Genomic DNA, 22,403 nt, shown 5'->3' with positions numbered 1-22,403 from the left:
CGGTCAGTCGATCCTGCGCAGCACGCCGCCCTTGCGCATGGCGACGTGGTCGGTCTTGTCGCTCTTGATCTCGTACTGCGGGTCGTCGGGGGTGCAGCGCCGCATATGCCCCTTGTACTCGGTGTCGCGCGTGTGCTTCTCGACAATGACCCCGCTGACCTCTCCGGCTTCGGAGTTCCACGCGACGTGGTCACCGACCGCGAAATGGCTGCCCATAGCGGCCTCCCTTCGATTCTGCGCGCCCGGCCGCGGCCTTTCCGCCGCACTCCGGCCTGGCTCGGAAACGCCTCGGCGGGCGGTGTGACATGCGCGAACGCCCGATTTCGGCTGGCGCCTGCAGGATAGGCGCATTCGCGCCGAGGAATCGCGACCGCAGCGCGGGGGTGGACACGAATTGTTCCCGCACACTCCCGCAGGGCGGAAACCGGCGGCCACGCACCCGATCACCGCCACCGCCGCGGGAGCGGTGTTCCGCGGCAATCGGCGGCAGCCCCGCGGAGGAGGAGCGCGACCGGTCCGCAGCCGGGGCCTGCCGGGGCCGGCGGGTCTGGGGCGGGCGAGGCGTCCTGCTCCTCTGGAGCGCAAAATGCGCAAAAAATCTTGAGAGGCGCGCCGGGCCCTCTTAGCTTGAGGCCCGATTCCTGCTGATCACCGTGTTGCCAAGGAGCCGTACCCATGCGGTCGCACCGCCCTGTCCACCCTCCCGTGTCCCGCCGTTCCGGCGCGGCCTCCGGCACCGTTGCCGCTCCGCACGAATCCTGCGTCACCGCCGGCCTGGAGGCGCTGGAGGCCGGCGGGAACGCGATGGACGCCGCCGTAGCGGCGGCGCTGGTCGCCGGCGTGGTCGAACCGGCCGAGACCACGCTGGCCGGCTCGGGGTTCGCCCTCTACCACGAAGCCGGCGGGGCGGCCTGGTCCGTCGACTTCGGGCCGAAGGCGCCGCTCGCCGCCTCCAGCACGATGTTCGAGATCGACCCGCACGCGCCGAGCTCGGCGATGCTGGGGCTTGCCCCGGTAGTGGGCAACGCCAACCTCGACGGCGCCCGCGCCTCCGGAGTCCCCCGGACCCTGCTCGGCCTGCTGGGCGCCCACGGGCGGTTCGGACGGCTGCCCCGGCGGCAGGTCGGCGGGCGCGCCGTCGCCGCAGCCCACGACGGGTTCGGGGCGGACACCTGGTTCATCACCAGCGCCCTCAGCGATCTCGACCGGCTGCGCGCCGACCCGGAAGCACGCAGGGTCTTCCTCGACCAGGACGGACTTCCCCTCGGCGGCCGGACCGCCGCCGCCCAGGGCCTGTCCTTCCAGGAGCGCCCCCGAGTGCGCCAGCCGGCCCTGGGAGCGACCCTCGAAGAGGCGTGCGCCTCCGACGACGCTGCGCTGACCGAAGGGGCCATCGCGCGCCGCCTCGTGCAGACCTCGGCCGAGCGGGGCGGGCTGCTCTCGCTCGCCGACCTGCGCTCGGCTGCGCCCGCGATCGGCCCGGCGCGGCAGCTCCGCTACCGCGGCGCCGACATCGCCGTGCCCGCCGCACCCGGCGGCGGCATCACCACGCTGCAGATCCTGGCGATCTGGCAGGCGCTGTACCCGGAGGCGTCCCCCGCGCACGCCGGCCCGGAAGCGACCCGGCGGATCGTCCTCGCCGTCCGGCACGCGTTCGCCGACCGCTACCACTGGCTGGGCGACCCCGGCGTCGTGCCGGTACCGGAGGAGGGACTGCTCAGCCCGTCCTACATCCGCCGGCTCGCCGACGAGGTCCGGCAGGGGCACGACGTCCCCGGCTGGGAAGACGGCCCGCCGTGGGCCACCTACGCCGCGCGCGCCGCCCACGACCCGTGGCCCTACGCCGGAGACCACGGGAGCGCCCCGCAGTGGCGCCCGGACACCGCGACGCCCCCCAGCAGCGGCACCACCCACATCTCGGTCGCCGACGCCGAGGGCAACATCGCCGCGATCACCCACACCGCCGCGAACCACTTCGGCAGCGGTGTCCTGTGCCCGCGGACCGGGCTGCTGTTCGACTCGGCCATGGCCTGGTTCAATGCCGCTCCCGGCGCCGCGAACAGCATCAGCCCGGGCGGGCGCGCGCTCGCGAACATGGCGCCCGCGCTGGTCACGAGGGACGGCTCTGCGGTGGCCGCGCTGGGGGCGTCGGGCGGCCGGCGCATCATCAGCGCCGTGGCCCAGGCGGTGATCGCGCTGATCGACGGCGGCTGCTCCGCCGAGGCGGCGGTGGGCCTGCCGCGCATCGACGCGAGCGGGCCGGCCGTGCTGGTGCACGAAGGGCTCGCCGAGCACGCCGACGCCGTGTCCGACCTGGCCACCGCCCTCGTCCCGGCGAGCAACGAGCCCTTCACAATGGATTTCGCCCGGCCCAACATCGCCGGATACGACGCCTCGGGCACCCCGGTCTCCGCCATCGGCACCCAGCACTACAACGACTGAACGACCCGGAACGGACACGCCATGAGCACCACCGCACCCCCTGACTCCCAGCACGGGGGCAGAGACGTCTCCGCGCTGAAGACCTTCCTGGTCTCCGGCCTGGGAACGGCGCTGGAGTACTACGACTTCCTCATCTACGGCCTGGCTGCCGGACTCGTCTTCAACGTCGTCTTCTTCCCCGGCTCCGACCCCCTCATCGGCACGCTCTACGCCTTCGCCGCCTTCGGCACCGGCTTCCTGGCCCGTCCGCTCGGCGGGCTGGTGATCGGCCACTTCGGCGACCGGTTCGGCAGGCGGAAGATGCTGATCAGCACGCTCATCACCATGGGTGTGGCCACCTTCTGCATCGGCCTGCTGCCGCCGTTCGAGCAGATCGGCGCCTGGGCACCGATCCTGCTGGTGCTGCTGCGGATGATCCAGGGGTTCGCGGCCGGCGGTGAATGGGGCGGGGCGGCGCTCTTCGGAATGGAGAACGCCCCACCCGGCCGGCGGGGGCTCTGGGGCAGCTTCACCAGCATGGGCATCGGGCTGGGCACGCTACTGGGCGCGGGCGTGTTCGCGCTCGTCAGCATCGCCTTCGACGGAGACCTGGTCTCGTTCGCCTGGAGGATCCCGTTCTGGCTCGGCGGGGCCCTCGTCATCCTCGGCCTGCTCGCGCGGCTCACGATGCCCCAGAACGAAGAGGTTGCCGACGACGTCCCCGCGATGCCGGTCGTGGAGGCGGTCAAGGGACGGCCGCGCGCGATCCTGCTGAGCCTCGGCGTCAGCTACGGCTACAACACCATCGCCTACATCGGGTTCACGTTCTTCCTGTCGTATCTGACCGACATCGGATACGGCGAGACCGAGACCCTGATCGGGCAGCTCGCCTACAGCGCGGTGCTGTTCCTCGCCGCACCGGCCTTCGCCCTGCTGTCCGACCGCATCGGACGGCGGCCGACCCTGGTCGCCGGCGGTGCCGCCATGGCCCTGTTCCTCTACGCCTACTTCCCCATGGCGGCCACCCTCAACGTCGGGGTGGCGGTGCTCGCCTTCGCGGTGATGGGGCTGCTGACCGGGGTCACCCAGGGGCCGATTCCAGCGTTCCTCGGAGAGCAGTTCCCGGCCCGGGTCCGCTACAGTGGCATGTCAGCGTCTTACCAGGTCGGAGCCGCTATCGGCGGCGGAACGGCCGCCTTCGCCGCCACCGGTCTGCTGATCCTCAGCGACCAGAACCCGATCTCGGTGGCGCTCTACGGCACGTTCGCGATGGCCGTCCTGGTCGCCTGCTCGCTCGGGCTGAAGGAAACCGCATTCACGCCGACCGGGCAGATCAACGAGTCCTGAGGATCGGAGCCGACGATGCCCCCGCCCCGCGAGCCCAAGGCCACCCTCTCGGAGGTCGCTCGCCGGGCGGGGGTCTCGATCTCCACGGCCTCGCAGGTCTATGCGGGCAAGCGTCCGGTCTCCAAGGAGACGCGGCGCAAGGTCCTCGAGGCGGCGTCCGCGATCGGGTTCCGGGCACCGCGGGGCGAACCGACCGTCGGCATCCTGATCCGCCCTTCGGAAGCGCTCGGCGGCTTCGCGTTCGGAACCGCCACGTTCTCCAACCTCGCCGGGGCCGTGGCTGTGGCCTGCCTCAACCGCGGGTTCTCCGTGTTCACCGCGCAGGGGGCTGACGACGCCATCGCGCGCGTGCCGCGCCTGGACGGGTGCATCGTGCTCTACCCCGACCACCGCGACGAGACCCTGCAGGTGCTCCTGCGCAGGGGGATCCCCGCCGTCTCCTTCGACCCCGACCCGGCGGTGCCGTCGTTCCCGTGGTGGGTCGGGGCCGACTACCGCCGCTCGGTCGCCGAGCTGATCACCCACCTGTTCGACCGCGGAGCCCAGCGCACGGCGGTGCTGGTCGGCCAGACCGACAACGCCTACCGGCGCTCGATCCTATGGCTGTACGCCAACGCCGTGACCGCCCGGGGGATGGCGCCGACCATCCGGATCGCGGACAACCTCGAAGGGCAGCTGTCGGCCGCCGAAGTGGTCCTGCGCCTGCTGCAGGGCAGCAACCCGCCGGACGCGCTGGTCACCTCCTCCAGCGTGTTCGCCGAGGGTGCGCTCGACGCCGCCCGCCGGCTGGGGATGGAGGTGCCGGGGCGCCTCATGGTCGCAACCGCCTCGGACGGCCCGGTCGCCGAGCTGTCCGAGCCGGCGATCACCGCGCTGCGGCTGGACACCACTGAGGCGGCCAACCGCCTCCTCGACCTGCTGTCCCAGCGCCTCAGCGGCGAGCAGCGGGCCCATCCGCCGGAACCGATGGCGCTGGAGCTCACCGTGCGCGCATCGACCCGGCGCTGAAGCGCGCTCCGACGGCCCGGCCAGGACGGCCGGCATCGGCTGTCTCGCCCGCGGCGCCAGCGGCGCCGCTGGCGCCCGCGTGCAGTCCCGGGTGCCGGCCCGGATCATGCGCCGAGCGGCCATGCCCCGGCCTCCGCCGGCACACCGCCCGGCACGCCGACGACGGGTGCGGACCCTCGCGACCCCGCCCCGCTGGCGCCATTCTTGTTGACTGATCAACCGACCGGTTACGATGGCGCGGCGGGGGCGTCCACGCCGCAGTCCGTGGACCGCGCCGAGCGACACAGCGACCAGAAGCCGGGGGGCGACGCAGTTCGGGATCTTCACCGCCGGCGCCGCAGCACAGGCGCCGGCGCCGGCCGAGCGCACGCGGATCAGGGCGGGGCAGGGCACGGCGGCCGCCCCGCCACCGCGACGGGCCGGCACGGCTCAGCCAGCCGCGCCCGGATCCCCGCCCGTGAACCAGGAAGAGCACCGCAATGACCAACACCGAAACCCATCCGGACGCCCTGGTGTGCAGCGACGGCGGCCTGCCCGGCCCGCTGGCCGCGCAGGCGGGCGGCGCTCCGGTCGAGATCATCACCGCCCGCACCGTCCCCCTGGGCGGTCCGCGCGCGATGAACGTGCGCCGCACGCTGCCGCAGCGGCAGCGCTCGCTGATCGGCGCCTGGTGCTTCGTCGACCACTTCGGACCGCAGGAGGTGGCCGACACCGGCGGGATGGATGTGGCTCCGCACCCGCACACCGGGCTGCAGACGGTCAGCTGGCTGTTCGATGGCGCCATCGCCCACATCGACTCCGGCGGGCACGCCGCCGCGGTCCTTCCCGGGCAGATGAACCTGATGACGGCCGGGGCCGGCATCTGCCACTCGGAGACCTCCACCCCGGAGGCGGAGAGGATCCACGGGGTGCAGCTCTGGGTCGCCCTGCCCGACGAGGTCCGGCACCGGCCGGAGCGCGGGTTCGAGCACTATGTGCCCGAGCCGGTCGAATTCGACGGCGGCTCGGCGCTGGTGTTCCTCGGCTCGCTGCTCGGAGCGGACTCCCCGGTGCGCATGTACACGCCCCTGGTGGGGGCCGAGATCCGCCTGCACCCCGGCAGTGTGCTCGACCTGCCCGTCGATCCCGCCTTCGAGCACGGCCTGCTGGTGGACACCGGCGAGCACACCGTGCTCGAAGGCGTGCACGTCCCCAAGGACGCCATGGGCTACACCGGAGTGGGCAGCGAGTCGCTGCGGGTCGCCAACGAGGGGGCCGAAGCGGCTCGGCTCATCCTCCTCGGCGGCGCCCCCTTCGGCGAGGAGGTCCTCATGTGGTGGAACTTCCTCGGCCGCACGACCGAAGAGATCCGGCAGTACCGGGAGGAGTGGCAGAACCACGGCGAGCGCTTCGGCCGCGTCGAGGGCTACGTGGGGCACGGCGGCCCGGGGAGGAACCGCGAGGGGATGTCGCGGATCCCCGCCCCGGAGCTGCCGCCGGTCCGGATGCGCCCCCGGAAGAACCCGCCGCCGCACGCGCAGTTCGACGGCTGAGGGGCACCGCCGGCGCCCGCCCACGGAGGACCGCGGACCGCTGGGTCCGCCTACCCCCCCACCGACCAGGTCAGACACCCCACCCCAGAGAGGTAGCCGCAATGGCCGAACAGCGGACCGACAGGACCGGTGCGCCCGTGTCCATCGCACTCGACGAAACACGCGCCATCAGCGCCTACACCGTGCACGTGGACGCCGGCGCCCTCGCCGGCCGCGCGGACTTCGTCGACCCGCCGGGCTCCGGCGGCGAGCGCGTCTTCTTCCACACCGAGGTCGACCCGGAGTTCGGCGGCCGGGGCCTGGCCGGGCTGCTCGTCCGCGAGGCGCTGGCCGACAGCGTCCGCAGGAACATCACCGTCGTTCCGGTGTGCCCGCTGTTCGCCAAGCACCTCAAGGAGCACGGCGAGGAGTACACGGCCGGCGGCGGGCAGTTCCGCCGCCCCAGGCCCGCCGACCTGGAACTGGTCAAGCAGACGGTCGAAACGGCGGATGACGCGTGAGCACGGAGCGCCCCTACCTCGACAGGGAGCACCCCGCGGTCTACGGGGCGATGGTCAAGGCGGCCGCGGCGTCCCGGGCCGCCTCACACGAGGCCGGCCTGGGCGACGACCTGATCGAGATGGTCAACATCCGGGTCTCCCAGATCAACGGGTGCCCGACCTGCCTGAGCGTCCACTTCCCCAAGGCGCTCAAGGCCGGCGTGGAGCAGAGCACCCTGGACCTGCTGCCGGCCTGGCGCGAGACCGCTCTGTTCACCAAGGAGCAGCGGGCGGCGCTCGAACTGGCGGAGTCGCTGACCGTGCTCGATCCGGCCGCCGACCGGCAGGCCGTCAACGCGCGGGCGGCCGCCCACCTGACCACCGCGCAGATCTCCGCGGTGGAGTGGACGGCCACCCTGATCAACGCGTTCAATCGCATCTCGATCGCCAGCGGGCACCCGGTGCTGCGGCGGTAGGACGCGGGGGTCGGCCGGCCCGGCCGGGTCGGGGCTTCGGGCCGGCCGGGCCCGATGCGCCCCTCCGCTGGACCGGCCGCAGCGCGCGGAAAGGCCGGGCTGCGGGCGCCCTTCCCGGTGGCGCCCGCTCAGCCGAGGAAGTCGAGGAGCGCGGCGTTGACCTCCTCGGCGTGCGTCCAGAGCAGCCCGTGCGGAGCGCCGGCCACCTCCACGTACCGCGCCTGCGGCAGGAGGGTGCGGAACCGGCGGGCGGTGGCGTCGATGGGCAGGATGTTGTCCGCGGTGCCGTGCAGGATGAGGGCCGGCTTGCCGCTGGCGCGGACCGCCTCGACGTCGCCGCGGAAGTCCTCGATCCAGGAGGAGACCACCGCATAGGCCGCGACCGGGGCGCTGGCGGCCGCAACGTTCCAGCTGTTGGTGACCGCCTCCTGGCTGATCCGCTCGCCGAGGTTCTCGCCGAGGTTGTAGAAGTCGCCGAAGAACTCCGTGTACCAGGCGTAGCGGTCCTGTCTGGCCTTGGCCTCGATGCCGTCGAAGACGTCCTGCGGCACCCCTTCGGGGTTGTCGTCGCGGGCCACCAGGAACGGCTCCAGCGAGGCGAGGAAGGCGAGCTTGGCGATCCGCTCGTGGCCGTAGCGGGACACGTAGCGGGCGAGTTCGCCGGTGCCCATCGAGAACCCGACGAGGACGGCGCCGGTCAGGTCGAGGGTGTTCAGCACCGTGTCCAGGTCGGCGGCCAGGGTGTCGTAGTCGTAGCCCGAGCCCGTCTTGGACGACCTGCCGAAACCGCGCCGGTCGTAGGTGACGACCCGGTACCCGGCGGCCAGCAGCTCCCGGGTCTGGCGCTCCCAGCTGTGGCCGTTGAGCGGGTACCCGTGGATGAGCACGACGGGCTGGCCCGTCCCCTGGTCCTCGTAGTAGAGCTCGATCGGGGAGCTGTTCTCGTTCCCGACGGTGACGTAGCCCATGGACTTCCTTCTCGCTCCGGGTGGCGCGGCCGCCGGACGCGCAAGCCGCCTTCGCGGTCAGCGCTGCGGCCGTCAGAGAGCGCTGTTCCCCGAACCCGGGCATACGACGCAGGCCCGCGGCCCAAGGTTCGGTTGCGCGCACTGCCGGACATGCCGCGCGCGGCGCCGTGCCTGACCGGGGGCCGCCGGCCGCAGCCTCCGCGGGGCCGCCGGCGCCCGGCCTCCGGGTCAGTCCGCCTGCTGCTCCGCGTGCTCCCGGACGCGGCGGGAGAGCCGGGCGAACGTGGCGAGCTGGTCCGGCGTCAGGGCATCGACGAACAGGCGGCGGACGTGCTCGGCGTGCAGGGGTGCGGCGTCCTGGATCGCCTCGCAGCCGAGCGGGGTGGCGACGATGAACGCGCCGCGCCCGTCGTCGGGACACTCCTTCTTGGCCACCAGCCCGCGCTTGGCCATCCGCGTGACCTGGTGGGACATGCGGCTCTTCTCCCACTCGACGAGTTTGGCCAGGTCCAGGAAGCGCAGCCGGCGGTCCGGGGCCTCGGTGAGTTTGGCGAGCACGATGTAATCGGACGCAGACATGCCGGAGTCGGACCGGATGAGGCGGGACAGCCGACCGATGAGTACCTCCTGCATCCGGATGAAGTTCTCCCAGGCGGCCTGCTCATCCGGGCTGAGTCCCCGCTGCGTCGCATCCATGGACGCAGTGTAATGAACATGTTGACACTTCATCTACCAGAAAGGGGACGCCGCACCCGGTTGACCTCGGATGATGCCGCGGACTGCCGAGCCGGCCCGCTCGCGTCCTACCCTGAGCCCGCCCGCGGCCTGCGGCCGGGCCGGTCCTCGCGGTGCAGCGCCACCGCCGCAACGACGAGGCCGATCCCCAGGATCTCCAGCGGCTTCGGCACCTGCGCCAGGACGAGGATCCCGATCGCGGTCGCGGTGGCGGGAAGCAGCGCCGTCATGAGCGCATAGGTTCCGCGCGCCAGCCTGTGCATGGCCAACTGGTCGAACGCGTAGGGGATCACCGAGGAGGTGATGCCGACACCGACCGCCGCACCGAGCGCCACGGGGCTGGCAAAGGCGGGCAGCGCATCTGCGGCACCCAAGGGGAGGGCCGCGATCCCCGCGATGGCCATCGCCGCGGCGAGGCCGTCGACTCCGGCGAGGTGCTCGTGTCTCGACACCCGGTGGCCGATGACGATGTAGCCGGCGAAGAGCACCATGTTGGCGAAGGCGAACAGGAATCCCAGCGGCTCGCCGGCGAGGCTCACCTGGCTGAGCGCGGCGACCCCGGAAACGGCGAGTGCCAGAGCGCCGAGGTTGCGCAGGCTGCGCACGGCGGCGGCCGCGAGTGCGATGGGCCCCGCGAACTCGATCGCCGCGACAGTCCCCAGCGGCAGGACCTCAATCGCCAGGTAGAACACCGTGTTCATCTGGGCGAGGAGGATCCCCCAGACGACGATCGTCGCCCGCTCCCGCCGGCCGGCGGCGCGCCACGCCCGCCACGGCCGGCGCCAGAGCGCGAAGATCACGGCGGCCGAGAGGATGCGCAGCCAGGCCACGCCGAGGGGCTCGACCTGGACGAACAGCAGCACGGCAAACGACGGCCCCAGGTAGTGGAAGACCGCCGAGCCCACGAAGAAGAGTTCGGGGCGGACCCGCTGCGCGACCGGCCGCCGCTCCGCCTTCCCGGTGACCATGGCCTCATCCCTAACGGTCCAAATCCGTTTTGAGCGTTAGATGGATGATGGGGCACGGATGCTAACGTGTCAAAGGACCCAAGGGCGTTATCGGAAAGGGAGCGATGGCCGCCGTTCTCGGTCTCGACCCCGGCCCGTACCGGGGGACCTACAAGCTCATCGGCGGTGCGCTCTGCCTCGACTTCGCCAATCTGGTGAGCTACCGCGGCACCGCGCGCCAGCACGACTGGCTGTCCCCGGAAGGCAACGCGGCCCGGTGGAGGGAGGCGGTCGCCCTCCCGCACGCTGCTCTGGACGGCGTATCCGAGCTGGTCGGATTTCGCGAGATCCTGGCCCGGGCCTTCCTCGCTGTCGCGGACGGGCAGACCCCCGACCCGGAGTGCCTTGGCCGGATCAGGACCGCCGCCCTCGCCTCCCGGGAGCGGGCGCGGCTGGAGTTCCCGCGCGGCGCCACCCATGCGGCTTGGGTTGACGACACTCCCCGCCTGACCGGCCTCCTCGCCCTGGACGCGGTGCAGCTCCTCACCTCGTCGGAATCACTCCCCCGCGTCCGCGCCTGCCAGGAATGCCGCTGGGTCTTCCTCGACACCTCCCGCAACCGCAGCCGCCGCTGGTGCGACCCCGCCGACTGCGGCAATCGTGCGCGGCAGCGCAGGCACTACTCCAGCACACAGCGCACCGGCGCCGCCGCCGACGACTAGCGGGCCGGCCAGCTTGGCCCAGCGGACGCTGCAGGCGGCGCAATCGAACGGCCCCGGGCACGGGCGCTGGAGCAGTCCAGCTGCCTACCCGCCCGCCGCAGCGGCCGCTCGTTCGATCGTACCGGCGGCCCATTCGGGCCGCGTGAGCATCGCCAGGTGGTCGGCGTCCTCGCGGTAGACCGGCCAGCCGCGGCGTTGGGCATCCTCGGCGGCCAGGTCGTAGGCATCGCTCAACCGCACGTAGGCGCAGCGGTCGGCGCCACCGGCCTGGACCTCGGGCGCCGGTTCGTCGAAATACGCCATCGGCAGCTCCGGCAGGCCGCCGGCGAACCGCGCACGCAGCGCCGCATCGGGCACGAGGGCCTCGAGCACCTCTGCGGGAAACCACTCGTTCCACCGGGGCAGCCGGCCGCCGCGGGCCAGCCCTGCCAGTTGTTCGCGCATCTGCGGCGGCGCTGTGGCGAACCAGCTCCGGCCCGGGTGCGGAAGGAGGGCGTCCACGAACACCATCCCTCGCACCCGGCTGCCCACCGCCTCGGCGATCGCGGGCAGCAGCGCCCCGGCGCCGCTGTGCCCGACCAGCACCACCCCGCCATCGCGCTTATCCGCGTCCAGTGCGCTCGCCGCCGCCCCGGCCAGGCGCCGGTAATACGGAGGGCCCCGGTGAACAGCCCCGGCGAGGGAGGGGACGACAGCACCGCGCCCTTTCCGCCGCAGGCACTCCGCCGTCGATTCCCAGGCCATCGGGCCCACGAGCGGACTGTGAATGAGTGCAAGCAGGTGCCCGGCCATTGTTGTCGCCTCCCTTTACCGCGGGCTTCGGCGTTCATGAGGACCGGTCCGCCTGCTGCGCGGGCCTGCCGCCCGCCGGAGCGCCGTACCGCTTCCCCGGCCTCCGGCTCTGAGGAATGTCTTACCGCACGCCCGGAACCCTTCGAAGACCTCCGGATGAATACGGTACCGCGGCACCCCGGATGCGCAATGGGAACCCGTCATTGCTTACCGATGATCATCGAAAGGGCCAGCGACATTACATTTGTCACCCCGGCATCCATTCCACTAGAGTCCGGCGATCGGAAAGCAGAAGAAAAGGAACAGGTTTCCGCACTTAGCCCGAATCGCAGGCCGCGGCGAGCAGAATCGCCGGAAGTATGGATACCGATTGCCGGCGACTCCATTGCGGAAATCCAATGTGGAAGTGGGGGACAGAACCGTATGGACGATGTGAACAGGCAGGATGCTGTCACCGGTGGGGACGGCGCCCGGCAGGGGTCTGCCAGCCCGTGGTGGTACCACCCGGCCATGGGGGCCTCGATGGCGGTCGCCGTGGGAATGGGCAGCTTCAGCTGGGACCTGATTCCCTACGCGGTGATCGTGGGGGTGGGCATCGTGCCCGCCGCGCTGACGGCCGTGGTCGACCGGAGGAACGGGATGGCGGCCCACCGCTACAGCGCGACGGCGAGCGCACGCCGGGCCAGCGGCGGCTACCTGCTCGCGCTCGTCCTGCTGATCGTCGCGGGGGTCCTCGTGCAGTGGGGAGCGGGCCTGCCGTGGGCCATGGCCGGCTGCGGTGCGCTCGTTCTGATCCTGACGGTGGTCTGCGGCCGCCGGATCGAGACGCGCGCACTGGCCGGCCTCCGCCAAGGCAGTGCCTGAGCCGCGCCAGGCTCAACTCGGTGAGCTGCAGAAGCCGCGGCGGGAACGCCGCTGCGCAATGACTGAGCGAGAGACACCGGCGTCGCGCAATGGCGGTCGGGACGCCGCTCCCCCGGCGTCCGGATGTCGCGGATTCCGGCGGCGCCGGTGTCCGCGGGCGGCAGCACTCTGGGGCCGCGGGCTACCGGGAATCCCGGCCGGCTGCCCGGCCGGCCAGCGCATGGGCCCATTTCATGCCGGACAACCGGACACCCACCGACCGGGCAGCAAGGGACAGGTGGCTGCTGGGAATGAACAGCTCGCGGGACCGCCGTCCGCGGCGCTGCTTGCTGAGCACGACCGGCCGCAGCCGCCGTTCCCATTCGGCCAGTGCAGACCCGATATCGCGGTGTTCGCGGAGCAGGGTCCCCAGCAGCACTCCCCCGCCGACGGCGAGCGACGACCCGTATCCGGCGAGCAGGCTGACCGACCAGGCTGCGTCGCCGACGAGCACGGTCCTGCTGCGGCTCCATGAGCCCATGCGGACCTGGCTGATGGTGTCGGCGAAGACGGAGTCCGCGGCGGCCGCCCGCGCCAGCAGGTCCGGCCAGGCCCAGTCGAGATCGCCGTACACACGGTGCAAGGCGGGAAGCGGCCCGGCAGCGAGCGCCGACTCGGGGCGCCCGGCCGCAAAGGTGAAGAAGGCAGCCAGGCGGTTGCCGCGCTGCGGATAGACGCCGGCCCCGCGCCCGACCAGTGCCAGGAGCGTCGTATGGTCGGCCAGTGCACTCGGCGGATCCTCGACTTCGAAGGACACCACTGCCGCGCCCAAGTCGCGGCGGAACCCTTCCTCGGCGCCGAACACGAGCCCTCTGACCGCGGAGTGCAGCCCGTCGGCACCGACGAGCAGGTCAGCGTCGATGCGGCTGCCATCGCCGAGGGTGGCCCGGACCCCTTCCGGCCCATTGTCGATCCCGGCCAGGTCCGCACCGAATCGCAGTTCAACGGCCGAGGGCAGCGATGCGTGGAGCACCCGCTCCAAGTCGCCCCGCAGGATGGAGACCATGCGGTGCCCGACCATCGCCCGCTGGGATCCGACGGACATCGAGGCGAGCACCCTGCCGCCGCCGTCGACGTACTGCAGCGGGCTCCACGGCGATGCGAGGCGGCGCAGTTCGCCGATCAGTCCGAGCTGCTCGGCGGCGTCATATCCGATACCGGAGAAGCCCACGACGAACGCTCCGCCGCGCAGCCGGGCCGCCCGCTCAAGCACGGTCACCCGCCACCCGGACCTCGCCAGCTGGAGCGCGGTGGCCAGGCCGGCGATGCCCGCGCCCACCACGAGGGCTTTCCGTCGGGATCCTTCAGGCGGCACCGCGACCACTCCTGCCTCGCTCGTGCGCCGCGGCCGGCGCACCGCCAAGGTTATCGATTTTTAGAAAATATTGAAAATCGGTAGAGTGGCCGTGTGGCACCAGCACCCGAGAACGCGCCCGCCGAACACCTCGCCCTGGTCCTCACCCGGGCCGGCCTGCAGCGGATGCCCGCCCGACTTCTCGCCGCGCTCCTGTTCACCGAGGCGGACAGCATGACAGCGGCGGAACTCGGCACGGCCCTCGGCGTGAGCGGCGGTTCGGTGTCCACCGGCATCCGCTCGCTCATCGAGGTGGGCCTCGTCGAACGCGTGCCCGCACCGGGCAGCCGCCGGGACCGCTTCCGCCTCCGCGACGACGCGTGGCCGGCCCTCTACGCCAGTCAGAACCGCGTCCTCAGCGCGCTGCACGACGCCGCCGAATCCGGAATCGGTACAGCCGGCCCCGACTCCCCGGCCGCCCGGCGCCTCGCCGACATGCGCGACTTCTACGCCCACCTGCAGGCGGCCCTGCCGGCGATCCTCGAAGAATGGCACCGTTCACGCCCGCGCTGACGCCGGCGACGTCGGCGGGGCGCACACCTTCGCGTCCATCACCGGCTCTGGATGCGGACGGGTCCGGGCCCTTGAGACTTGAGGGCGTCGTCCGGGTTGAGGAGCAGGCATGCCTTCATGGAGAGGCATCCGCAGCCGATGCATCCGGTGAGCTCCCGCTCCAGCGCCTCGATCTGCTGCCGGCGCTCCTCCAGCTGCCGTTTCCACGTGCGGGAGACCTTCTGCCACTCCTCGTGGGTGGGCGCGCGGTCGTCGGGGAGGCGGCGGAAGACTCGGGCGACGTCGGCGAGCGGGATGCCCAGGCGCTTGGCGACCAGGATCAAGGAGATGCGGCGCAGCATGTGGCGTTCGTAGAGGCGCTGGTTCGCCGGGGTGCGTGTGCTGGAGATCAGCCCCTTGCGTTCGTAGAAGTGCAGCGCGGAGGCAGACACTCCGGTCCGCCTGATCACGTCGCCGATCGGCAGCGGCTCGGATGGATCGATGTGGACGCCCGGAGGTGCCGCGCGCCCATTCAGGTCATCGGGGATGACGGTCACCTTCTCCGCTGCTGGAGTTGCGCGGGTGTGCGAAGAGGAGGGCGGCAACCGCGGCGGAGAGCAGCAGGCATACGGAGCCGATCCCGATCTGGGTGAGGTGCCAGGAAGCCGTGAAAGCGTCGATCTCGGCACCGTAGCCGCCCTGGCCGGAAAGGTTTCCCGCGGCGACCTTGGATGCATGGCCGGTGTCGCCGAGCCGGGCGCCGAGGAACCCGAGGAGCAGCGCGCTGAACGCCGCGATCACGAGCGCCTCTGCCGCGCCGCGGAGCGTGTTGAGGAACCCGGCGGCTGTGCCGACCAGCCGTGCCGGGACCAGCGCCATCGCCTGGCCGTCGGCGATGCCGAACGAGGTCCCCATGCCGATGCCGATCAGCAGCAGGGGGACGGCGATCAGCGCCGCCGTATTCTCCGGTCCCAGAAGCAGCAGGCCGAAGTTTCCGGCGACGACGAGCACCAGTGCGGTGAGGATGGCCAGCCGCGCTGAGACCCCGCGGTTGACCGCGGTGACGGCAAGCACCGGGGCAACCAGGACAGGCGCCGTCAGCAGCAGCATCGTCAGCCCGGCAGCGGCCGGCGTGCTGCCGGCGGCAGCCTGCAGGTAGGTGGGCAGGAAGACCAGCGCACCGAGGAACCCGATCGAGGTCGTCAGTGTCGCCAGGCACCAGCCCATGAAGCCGCGTTCCGCGAGGAGTTCCGGAGCGAGCACCGGAGCAGCACTGCGGCGCTGGGCTGCCGCGAAGGCAATGCACGCCGCACCGCCTCCGGCAAATGCGCCCACGACCGCCGGATGGGTCCAGCCGGATACTGGCCCTTCGAGAAGCCCGAACATGAATGCGCTGAGGGCGGCGACGAACAACACGCTTCCGGCCCAATCGGTCCGGCTCTGGTCGTCGCGCGATTCCTGCAGGCGAACCGCGCCGCATGCGACGAGTGTGCCGAGGAGCGCGAAGACGACGAAGCTGCCGCGCCATCCTGCCAGGGCGATGAGTCCGCCGACCATCGTGGGGCCCAGGGCGATGCCGACACCGGCCATGGTTCCCATGAACGCGAAGGCGCTGTTGCGCGCAGCGCCTTGGTAGCTCGACGCCAGCAGCGCCCCGCCCGCGGCCATCACTCCGGCACCGCCGATACCGGAGACGATCCGTGCGAGATCGAGGACCAGGATGGACGGCGCCAGCGCGGTGGCCCAGAACCCGATGGAGAACACGGCGGCCGCGGCGATAAAGATCCGGCGCCGTCCCGCGCGGTCTGCCGCTGCCCCTGCGACGAGGGTCATCGCGGCGAAGGCCAGGTTGTATCCGGCAACCACCCAGTTCAGCGCCGAGCCCGAGGCCGCAAGGTCGCGCCCGATATTCGGCAGCGCGATGGCCGTACCGGAAATCGACATCGCCACCAGAGCGACGCCGACCAGGACGACCGGCAGCGTCAGCCGAGAAGGCGGGCGGGACACCGCGCCTGCTGGGGAAGTCGCGGGATTACTGGAAATCGGAGAATTCACTGGAGAGCCCTTTCCTGTCGCGGGCCGTACGCCCGCGGCGTGGATACTCCAGCACCTCAACTTTGGTTGAGGTCAAGCTCGATCGGCTGGCAGCCCGAGGAGCACGGGGCTGGTTCGAGAGTGCCCGGATGCGCGGCCGGGCCTCCGCTGCCCGCGGGGTCCCGGCGCCTCCGCCCCGGTCTGCCGTCGGCGCCGGCCCGGCAAGGGCCAGCCGCGGCGCCGTACCCCCGGCGGCGTGCTCCGCCGCTCAGGGATGGGACGTGTCGACGACGCAGAAGCGGTTGCCTTCGGTGTCGGCGAGGACGACGAAATCGGGGTCCTCGGGGTAGAACTCCCAGTCGACGCGTTCGGCACCCAGAGCCACCAGGCGCTCGACCTCGGCGGCCTGCTCGGCGGGGCTGGCCGTGTTCAGGTCGAGGTGCATCCGGGGGTGCGCCGGCGCCGGGGTGTCGATCCGGTCCAGTGCCAGGTGGGCGCCCCGGCCGCTGCGGGGCGCGAGGACGACCCAGTCGCCGGGGGCGTCGTCGTCCTGCGGCACGTAGTCCAGCGCCGCCGTCCAGAAGGCCGCCGCGCGGGCCGCGTCGTCGACCCCCAGCACCACCAATCCGATTTCCAGCATGGAACGAGTGTGCTCGACGGGGAGGCCGCGCGCCAGCACCGCGCGCGGCCGGCCCGGACTGCGCACCCGTGCCAGTGCCGCAGCCGCACCATGGATCCGCACCGGCGCAGACCGGCGCTGGCGGCGAAAACGCCGGTGCCGCTCCGGGGCGGGTCCTGATGCGCACGTCGGGCCCTGCCCGATCCGCCACCTGTACAGCGTAGATTTCTCAGGCGGGCTGCGGCGGCGGCATCCCCGGCGGGTCGTAGCGGCCGTCGACGGCGGTCCAGCCGCCGTCGACGGTGAGGACGGCGCCGGTGACGTAGGACGCGGCGGCGGAGGCGAGGAAGGCGGCTGCGCCGGCTGTCTCGGCGGGGCTGGCCCAGCGGCGCAGGGCGGTCTTCTGGGCGTAGGCGTCGTACCAGCCCGGATCGTCCTTGATCTGGGCCGTCAGGGGCGTCTCCACCACGCCGGGCGCCACCGCGTTGACGCGCACGCCGGCCGGGCCGAACTCCGCGGCGGCCGTGCGGATCAGCTGGACGAGCCCGGCCTTGGTGGCGGCGTAGGCGCTCTGCCCGGGCTCGACGGTCTGGGCGCGGATCGACGCGAACCCGGTGATGCTGCCGCGGCCGCGCTCGACCATCCCCGCACCGAACGCCCTGATCAGCGTGAACGAGGCGCGCAGGTTGAGCTGGATGACCCGGTCGAACTCCTCGGGGGTGTAGTCGAGGATGCGCTTGCGGACGTTGACGCCGGCGGTGAACACCAGCGCGTCGACAGCGCCCAGCTCGCGCGCTGTAGCGTGCACCGCCTCCGGGTCGCGCGCATCGAGCCTCCCGGCGCCGGCCGGACCGCCGGCCTGCTCGGCGGTGGCCCGGGCCGCGTCCTCGTTGAGGTCGAGGCAGTGCACCTCGGCGCCCTGCGCGGCCAGCGCCAGCGCGCACTCCCGGCCGATGCCGCTGCCGGCGCCGACCACGGCCGCGCGCTGGCCGTCGAGCCGGAACATCGTCGCGTAGTCCACAAAGCCTCCTCGTTGCCCCGGCGGCGCCGCACGGGAGGGCGCTCGCCGCCGGCCTGGTGTGGCGGACCTGCTCAGCGGATGCGTCCGGGCTCCTGCGCGGCAGTGCGCGCGGCGGCAGCCCGGCGGGTAGGGGCGGATGCGGAGTCGGTCGGCGGAGGAGGTCGGACAGGATGCCGGCGGACGGTCAGGATCTGCCGGTCAGGAAGCGCAGTGCGGCGTCGGCGTAGATGCGGGTGCAGCGGACGATGTCGGCGGCCGCCACGTACTCGTCGGCCTGGTGGGCGATCCACTTGCCGCCGGGGCCGTAGACCACGGTGGGGATGCCGGCGTCCCGGGTGAGGATCGTCCCGTCGGTGGCGCCCGGCACGCCGCCGAAGCGGGGCGGCTCGCCGGTCGCTGCGGTGTGCGCGGCCGCCAGGGCGGCGACCACGGGCGCGTCTGCGCCGATCTCCACGGCGGGCCGGTCGTCGATTACCGCGGTCTCCGCTGCCACCCCGTGCGGCTCGGCCGCCGCGGCGGCGCGGGCGCGCACCTCGGCGGCCAGCGCGGCGTGGTCCATGCCGGGCAGTGTGCGCGCGTCGACGCAGAGCGCGGCGCGGGCCGGGATGACGTTGATCTGGTCGGTGTCGCCCGCGCTGAGCACGGTCGGCGTCAGGTAGGGCAGCCCCAGCAGCGGGTGGTCGCCGTGGGCACGCTGGAGTTCGGCCTCGTAGCCGGCGACCGCGGCGAGTACCGGCCCGGCCGCGGCGACCGGGTTGCGGGCGTGCTGCGGCATCGCGCCGTGGGCCATGCGTCCGTGCAGCTCCACCGAGAACCGCACCGCGCCCTTGGCGGCGGTGCAGATCTCGCCTTCCTCGGGCTCGCAGATGATGGCCGCGTCGACTTCGGCGGCCAGCGGCGAGGCGGCGAAGTGCTTGGCGCCGAGCATCAGGCCCTCTTCGTCGGCCAGCGCCCCGACGACGATCCGCCCGGGGAACGGCCCGGCGGCCTGCACGGCGGCCGCGGCGTAGAGCATCGCGGCCACACCGGACTTCATGTCGGCCGACCCGCGCCCGTAGATCCGGCCGTCGCGGAGTTCCGCGCCGTAGGGGTCGGTGGTCCAGGCGCTGCGCACACCTTCACTGACGACGTCGGTGTGGCCCTCGAACATGAGCGTGGGCCCCGGTCCGCCCCCGCCCTCGATGACGGCGACCACGTTGGGCCGGCCGGGTGCGGCTTCGCTGACCTGCGGATTCCACCCGAACGCGCGCATGCGTTCGGCCACCAGTCCGGCGGCGGCCTGCTCGGTGCTGCCGGTGGCGGGCTCGTGGACGCTGCGCACCCGCACCAGGTCGCGGGTGAAGGCCACCGCGGCACCGGTGTCGGCGAGGGACGCCGGGGCTGCTGGCGCCGCGCCTGCCCCGGACGCGGTCGGAGTGCCGTCCACCTGTCCTCCTTCGGTGCGCCCCGGTGTCTCAGCAGAGGGCCGAGAGCGCTGGTCGGTGCGGGGATCGGGGGCCGTTCGGGGTCCTACCCGCCGCCAGGGGCCGGCCTGCTGCCGCCGCCCTCTTCTTCTCCGGCGCCCGTGGTGCGGGCACCGGTATCGCCGGGTGCGGCGCCGCGTGCGAGGTCGGCGGCGGTCGTCCCGGCCAGTGCGCGCGCCAGAGTGGGCACCGCCGCCACGAGGCGGCGCGTGTAGGGGTGGCGGGGCGCACCGTAGACCTGCCCGGTCGGCCCGGACTCGACGACTTCGCCGTCGCGCATCACCGCGACCGTGTCGCACAGCCGCCGGACCACGGACAGGTCGTGGGAGACGAAGACCAGTGTGAGGCCGCGGCGCTCCACCAGGTCGGTCAGCAGGTTGAGGATCTGGGCGCGCACCGACACGTCCAAGGCGCTGACCGGTTCATCGGCGAGGACGATGTCGGGGTCGGGCGCCAGGGCGCGGGCGATGGAGATGCGCTGGCGCTGGCCGCCGGAGAACTGGTGCGGGAAGCGGTCCCCCGCCTCCGGCGGCAGTCCGACGTCGGCGAGCAGCGCGCGGGCCCGCTCGGCGGCGCCGGCGCGCTCCCCGGGCGGCAGCGGCTCGGTGACGATGTCGCGGACGCGCATCCGCGGGTCGAGCGAGCTCATCGGGTCCTGGAAGACCACCTGGAGCCGGCGGCGCAGGAATCCGCGGCGGCGCTCCGGCAGCGCGGTGACGTCGGTGCCGTCGAGCAGCACCGACCCGGAGGTGGGCCGGTCGAGGGCGGCGAGCAGCCGCACCAGGGTGGATTTCCCCGAGCCTGACTCGCCCACGATGCCGAACCGCTGACCCGCGCCGACCTGCAGGTCCACGCCGCGCAGCGCGCGCACCGGCTCCGCCGCCCGCAGCAGCGAGGTCCGCGGGCGCGGATAGGAGCGGTGCAGGCCGCGCGCCTGCAGCAGCGGGCCGGCGCCACCGGAGGCGCGGTCGCCGCGCTCATCCGGCGCGGTACCGGCGCCGGTCACCTCAGCCATCGCCCCTCCTCAGCGCCTGCTGTCCCGCCGGCCGGGCCGGACGGCAGTACGCCGTCCCCGCCTCTTCCCGCGCTACCGCACCACCGCGCCGCGGGTGCGGTGCGGCACGCCCCGCCGTATCGTCCGGTCGCGCAGGCGCTGCCGCACCGGGCGCAGCGGGCCCGCGCTGATCGGGCGGTGCCCGCTCCGGCCGCTTCAGCCATCGCCGCCCTCCTGACCGCGCGCCGCAGCGTCCGCTTCCCCGCTTCCGGACGCCGCGGCATCCGCCGGGACCGGGTGCAGGCAGGCGAAGCCGTCTCCGGCCGTGCCGGTCCAGGGCGGGAGTGCGGCGCAGTCGTCCTGGGCGCGCGGGCAGCGGTCGCGGAAGACGCAGCCGGACGGGAACGCCCCGGCCGCGGGCACCGTGCCCGGGATGGCGGGCAGGCGGCCGTCGGCGTCGGACGCCGTCAGGTCGGAGGAGTCCAGGAGCCCCCGCGTGTAGGGGTGGCGCGGCGCGGTGAACACCCGCCGCACCGGCCCGGCCTCGACGATGCGGCCGCCGTAGAGCACCAGCACGCGGTCGCAGACGGTGGCGACGACCGGCAGGTCGTGGGTGATGAACAGCAGCGCGGTGCCCGCGGCGGCGGTGCCGGACACGATGAGGTCGAGCATCTGCGCCTGCACGGTGACATCCAGCGCGGTGGTGGGCTCGTCGCAGATGAGGACTTCGGGCTCGTTGGCGAGCGCCATGGCGAGCATGACGCGCTGGCGCTGCCCGCCGGAGAGCTGGTGCGGGTAGGCGCGCGCCGCGCCCGCGGGGTCGGGCAGGCGGACCCGGTCCAGCAGCGCGGCGGCCGCCCGGTCGGCGGCGCGGCCGCGCACGCCGCGGACCGCCTCGGCGACTTGGCGGCCGGCCCGCATGACCGGGTTGAGCGCGGTCATCGGCTCCTGGAAGACCATGGCGATCCGGTCGCCGCGCAACGGGCTGAGCACCCGCTCGGGCGCGCCCGCCAGGTCGCGGTCGACGCCGGCCAGCCGGATCGACCCGGTGGCGTGCACCCCCTCCGGGAGGAGCCCCATCAGGGACAGCGCGGTGAGCGACTTGCCGGAGCCCGATTCGCCGATGAGCCCGACCCGCTCCCCCGGCGCCAGGGTCAGGCCGACTCCGTCCACCAGCGGCGTCGGGCCGGCGGCCACGGACAGGCCGGCGGCCTCCAGCACGGGTGCCTCCGGATCGGCAGCGGGGCCGCTCATCGCACCTCCTGCAGCCGCGGGTCGAGGCGGTCGCGCAGCCCGTCGCCGAGCAGGTTGAAGCCGAGCACGGTCAGCGCGATCGCCAGGCCGGGCCAGAGCGCGGCCTGCGGCATCGAGTAGAGCAGCTCCTGGGACTCCTGCAGCATGCGGCCCCAGGTGGGGGTGGGCGGCCGGGTACCGAACCCGAGGAAGGACAGCGCCGCCTCGGCGAGCACGGCGATCGCGAACGACACCGAGCCCTGCACGATGAGCAGACCGGAGATGTTGGGCAGCACGTGGCGCAGCGCGATCGAGGCGGGGCGGCGGCCCGCGGCGCGGGCGGCGAGCACGTAGTCGCTGCTCATCACCTGCAGTGTGCCGCTGCGGGCGATGCGCGCGAAGCTGGGCACGGTGGCGATGCCGATGGCGGCCATCGCGGTCAGCGTGGAGGCGCCGAAGACCGCGCCGAACATGATGGCGAGCAGCAGCGCGGGGAAGGCGAGCACCAGGTCGTTGGCGCGCATGAGCAGGCCGCCGGCGCGCCGGCCGGCCATGCCTGCGGCCACCCCGAGCGGAGTGCCGAGCAGCGCCGCGATGCCGACGGCGACGACGCCCACGTACAGGGTGGTGCGGGCGCCGACCATGAGCTGGGCGGCGATGTCGCGGCCGAAGGCGTCGGTGCCCAGCCAGTGCGCGCCCGAGGGGCTCTGCAGGCGGATGGCCGCGTCGACCCGGGTGGGGTCGTGCGGCAGCCACAGGAAGGACAGTGCGGCGGTGGCGGCGACGGCGCCCACCAGCAGCGCGCCGGCGGCCAGCGCGGGCGGGAGGCGGCGGGCGCCCCGGGCCGGGGCTCCGGGCGGCTC

23 protein-coding genes are annotated in these 22,403 nt (G+C 73.2%); 9 read left to right on the top strand and 14 right to left on the bottom strand.

What is annotated here, in order from left to right:
- Nucleotides 1–3: 3 nt before the first annotated feature.
- Entirely contained in the window at nt 4–216 is a 213-nt protein-coding gene (locus ACYVGT_RS02205; RefSeq protein ID WP_460854651.1) for a hypervirulence associated TUDOR domain-containing protein, read from the bottom strand.
- 489 nt (nt 217–705) lie between these two features.
- Between ACYVGT_RS02205 and ACYVGT_RS02200 the strand changes: the two genes are divergently transcribed.
- The 6 genes from ACYVGT_RS02200 to ACYVGT_RS02175 all read left to right on the top strand — a co-directional run bounded on the left by ACYVGT_RS02200 (nt 706) and on the right by ACYVGT_RS02175 (nt 7,263).
- Entirely contained in the window at nt 706–2,442 is a 1,737-nt protein-coding gene (locus ACYVGT_RS02200) for a gamma-glutamyltransferase (RefSeq protein ID WP_460854650.1), read from the top strand.
- A 21-nt stretch (nt 2,443–2,463) separates the two neighbouring features.
- A complete protein-coding gene (locus ACYVGT_RS02195) occupies nt 2,464–3,768 on the top strand; it encodes an MFS transporter (protein WP_460854649.1) in 1,305 nt (434 codons plus the stop codon).
- 15 nt (nt 3,769–3,783) lie between these two features.
- A complete protein-coding gene (locus ACYVGT_RS02190) occupies nt 3,784–4,776 on the top strand; it encodes a LacI family DNA-binding transcriptional regulator (protein WP_460854648.1) in 993 nt (330 codons plus the stop codon).
- Nucleotides 4,777–5,255: 479 nt separating this feature from the next.
- Nucleotides 5,256–6,308 (top strand): pirin family protein, encoded by a 1,053-nt coding sequence (locus ACYVGT_RS02185; protein WP_460854647.1) that lies wholly within the window; start codon nt 5,256–5,258, stop codon nt 6,306–6,308.
- Between the two features lie 101 nt (nt 6,309–6,409).
- On the top strand, nt 6,410–6,808 hold the full coding sequence (locus tag ACYVGT_RS02180; RefSeq protein ID WP_460854646.1) for a GNAT family N-acetyltransferase: 399 nt from the start codon (nt 6,410–6,412) through the stop codon (nt 6,806–6,808).
- Nucleotides 6,805–7,263, top strand: coding sequence for a carboxymuconolactone decarboxylase family protein (locus ACYVGT_RS02175; protein WP_460854645.1), 459 nt, complete (start codon nt 6,805–6,807; stop codon nt 7,261–7,263). Before ACYVGT_RS02180 ends, ACYVGT_RS02175 begins: the two co-directional genes overlap by 4 nt.
- A gap of 128 nt (nt 7,264–7,391) precedes the next feature.
- Here the strand turns inward: ACYVGT_RS02175 and ACYVGT_RS02170 are convergent, their stop codons facing one another.
- The 3 genes from ACYVGT_RS02170 to ACYVGT_RS02160 form a co-directional block, all read right to left on the bottom strand.
- The gene (locus ACYVGT_RS02170) at nt 7,392–8,231 is read right to left on the bottom strand and encodes an alpha/beta fold hydrolase (protein ID WP_460854644.1); all 840 of its coding nucleotides are present in this window, start codon (nt 8,229–8,231) and stop codon (nt 7,392–7,394) included.
- Nucleotides 8,232–8,459: 228 nt separating this feature from the next.
- The gene (locus ACYVGT_RS02165) at nt 8,460–8,927 is read right to left on the bottom strand and encodes a MarR family winged helix-turn-helix transcriptional regulator (protein ID WP_460854643.1); all 468 of its coding nucleotides are present in this window, start codon (nt 8,925–8,927) and stop codon (nt 8,460–8,462) included.
- Between the two features lie 107 nt (nt 8,928–9,034).
- Nucleotides 9,035–9,934, bottom strand: a complete 900-nt coding sequence (locus ACYVGT_RS02160; RefSeq protein WP_460854642.1) for an EamA family transporter — start codon at nt 9,932–9,934, stop codon at nt 9,035–9,037.
- 104 nt (nt 9,935–10,038) lie between these two features.
- Here ACYVGT_RS02160 and ACYVGT_RS02155 point away from each other — a divergent pair, with 104 nt between their 5' ends.
- On the top strand, nt 10,039–10,635 hold the full coding sequence (locus ACYVGT_RS02155) for a CGNR zinc finger domain-containing protein (RefSeq protein WP_460854641.1): 597 nt from the start codon (nt 10,039–10,041) through the stop codon (nt 10,633–10,635).
- Nucleotides 10,636–10,719: 84 nt separating this feature from the next.
- Here ACYVGT_RS02155 and ACYVGT_RS02150 read toward each other — a convergent pair whose 3' ends face one another.
- Nucleotides 10,720–11,379: an alpha/beta fold hydrolase gene (locus ACYVGT_RS02150; protein ID WP_460854888.1), complete on the bottom strand. Its 660-nt coding sequence runs from the start codon at nt 11,377–11,379 to the stop codon at nt 10,720–10,722.
- A 471-nt stretch (nt 11,380–11,850) separates the two neighbouring features.
- On the opposite strand from ACYVGT_RS02150, the gene ACYVGT_RS02145 reads away from it, so the two are divergent.
- A complete protein-coding gene (locus ACYVGT_RS02145) occupies nt 11,851–12,291 on the top strand; it encodes a hypothetical protein (protein WP_460854640.1) in 441 nt (146 codons plus the stop codon).
- A gap of 181 nt (nt 12,292–12,472) precedes the next feature.
- On the opposite strand, the gene ACYVGT_RS02140 is transcribed toward ACYVGT_RS02145, so the two are convergent.
- Nucleotides 12,473–13,645 carry an FAD-dependent oxidoreductase gene (locus ACYVGT_RS02140; RefSeq protein ID WP_460854639.1) on the bottom strand — a complete coding sequence of 391 codons (1,173 nt, stop codon included), beginning with the start codon at nt 13,643–13,645 and terminating at the stop codon, nt 12,473–12,475.
- 93 nt (nt 13,646–13,738) lie between these two features.
- On the opposite strand from ACYVGT_RS02140, the gene ACYVGT_RS02135 reads away from it, so the two are divergent.
- Nucleotides 13,739–14,197: a GbsR/MarR family transcriptional regulator gene (locus tag ACYVGT_RS02135; RefSeq protein WP_460854638.1), complete on the top strand. Its 459-nt coding sequence runs from the start codon at nt 13,739–13,741 to the stop codon at nt 14,195–14,197.
- A gap of 38 nt (nt 14,198–14,235) precedes the next feature.
- On the opposite strand, the gene soxR is transcribed toward ACYVGT_RS02135, so the two are convergent.
- The 8 genes from soxR to ACYVGT_RS02095 form a co-directional block, all read right to left on the bottom strand.
- On the bottom strand, nt 14,236–14,733 hold the full coding sequence (gene soxR, locus ACYVGT_RS02130) for a redox-sensitive transcriptional activator SoxR (protein WP_460854637.1): 498 nt from the start codon (nt 14,731–14,733) through the stop codon (nt 14,236–14,238).
- Entirely contained in the window at nt 14,714–16,183 is a 1,470-nt protein-coding gene (locus tag ACYVGT_RS02125) for an MFS transporter (RefSeq protein ID WP_460854636.1), read from the bottom strand. Before ACYVGT_RS02125 ends, soxR begins: the two co-directional genes overlap by 20 nt.
- Nucleotides 16,184–16,478: 295 nt before the next feature.
- Complete coding sequence (locus ACYVGT_RS02120) at nt 16,479–16,850, bottom strand: VOC family protein (protein WP_460854635.1); 372 nt, start codon at nt 16,848–16,850, stop codon at nt 16,479–16,481.
- A 208-nt stretch (nt 16,851–17,058) separates the two neighbouring features.
- Entirely contained in the window at nt 17,059–17,850 is a 792-nt protein-coding gene (locus ACYVGT_RS02115; RefSeq protein WP_460854633.1) for an SDR family NAD(P)-dependent oxidoreductase, read from the bottom strand.
- A 184-nt stretch (nt 17,851–18,034) separates the two neighbouring features.
- Nucleotides 18,035–19,276, bottom strand: a complete 1,242-nt coding sequence (locus tag ACYVGT_RS02110; protein WP_460854632.1) for a M20 family metallopeptidase — start codon at nt 19,274–19,276, stop codon at nt 18,035–18,037.
- Nucleotides 19,277–19,359: 83 nt separating this feature from the next.
- Complete coding sequence (locus ACYVGT_RS02105; RefSeq protein WP_460854631.1) at nt 19,360–20,328, bottom strand: ABC transporter ATP-binding protein; 969 nt, start codon at nt 20,326–20,328, stop codon at nt 19,360–19,362.
- 195 nt (nt 20,329–20,523) lie between these two features.
- Entirely contained in the window at nt 20,524–21,561 is a 1,038-nt protein-coding gene (locus ACYVGT_RS02100) for an ABC transporter ATP-binding protein (RefSeq protein WP_460854630.1), read from the bottom strand.
- Nucleotides 21,558–22,403: ABC transporter permease (locus tag ACYVGT_RS02095; RefSeq protein WP_460854629.1), on the bottom strand; the 846-nt coding region annotated here is incomplete at its 5' end. The genes ACYVGT_RS02100 and ACYVGT_RS02095, both read right to left, overlap by 4 nt.

The organism is Nocardiopsis coralliicola, assembly GCF_054779695.1.
This window is presented reverse-complemented; position numbering and strand designations above follow the sequence as displayed.

Coding starts and splice junctions, on each gene's coding strand:
- ACYVGT_RS02105 (WP_460854631.1), bottom strand. CDS start 20,328: ATGGCTGAGGTGACCGGCGCCGGTACCGCGCCGGATGAGCGCGGCGAC.
- ACYVGT_RS02205 (WP_460854651.1), bottom strand. CDS start 216: ATGGGCAGCCATTTCGCGGTCGGTGACCACGTCGCGTGGAACTCCGAA.
- ACYVGT_RS02195 (WP_460854649.1), top strand. CDS start 2,464: ATGAGCACCACCGCACCCCCTGACTCCCAGCACGGGGGCAGAGACGTC.
- ACYVGT_RS02100 (WP_460854630.1), bottom strand. CDS start 21,561: ATGAGCGGCCCCGCTGCCGATCCGGAGGCACCCGTGCTGGAGGCCGCC.
- ACYVGT_RS02150 (WP_460854888.1), bottom strand. CDS start 11,379: ATGGCCTGGGAATCGACGGCGGAGTGCCTGCGGCGGAAAGGGCGCGGT.
- ACYVGT_RS02190 (WP_460854648.1), top strand. CDS start 3,784: ATGCCCCCGCCCCGCGAGCCCAAGGCCACCCTCTCGGAGGTCGCTCGC.
- ACYVGT_RS02180 (WP_460854646.1), top strand. CDS start 6,410: ATGGCCGAACAGCGGACCGACAGGACCGGTGCGCCCGTGTCCATCGCA.
- ACYVGT_RS02170 (WP_460854644.1), bottom strand. CDS start 8,231: ATGGGCTACGTCACCGTCGGGAACGAGAACAGCTCCCCGATCGAGCTC.
- ACYVGT_RS02120 (WP_460854635.1), bottom strand. CDS start 16,850: ATGCTGGAAATCGGATTGGTGGTGCTGGGGGTCGACGACGCGGCCCGC.
- ACYVGT_RS02185 (WP_460854647.1), top strand. CDS start 5,256: ATGACCAACACCGAAACCCATCCGGACGCCCTGGTGTGCAGCGACGGC.
- ACYVGT_RS02155 (WP_460854641.1), top strand. CDS start 10,039: ATGGCCGCCGTTCTCGGTCTCGACCCCGGCCCGTACCGGGGGACCTAC.
- ACYVGT_RS02145 (WP_460854640.1), top strand. CDS start 11,851: ATGGACGATGTGAACAGGCAGGATGCTGTCACCGGTGGGGACGGCGCC.
- ACYVGT_RS02160 (WP_460854642.1), bottom strand. CDS start 9,934: ATGGTCACCGGGAAGGCGGAGCGGCGGCCGGTCGCGCAGCGGGTCCGC.
- ACYVGT_RS02165 (WP_460854643.1), bottom strand. CDS start 8,927: ATGGATGCGACGCAGCGGGGACTCAGCCCGGATGAGCAGGCCGCCTGG.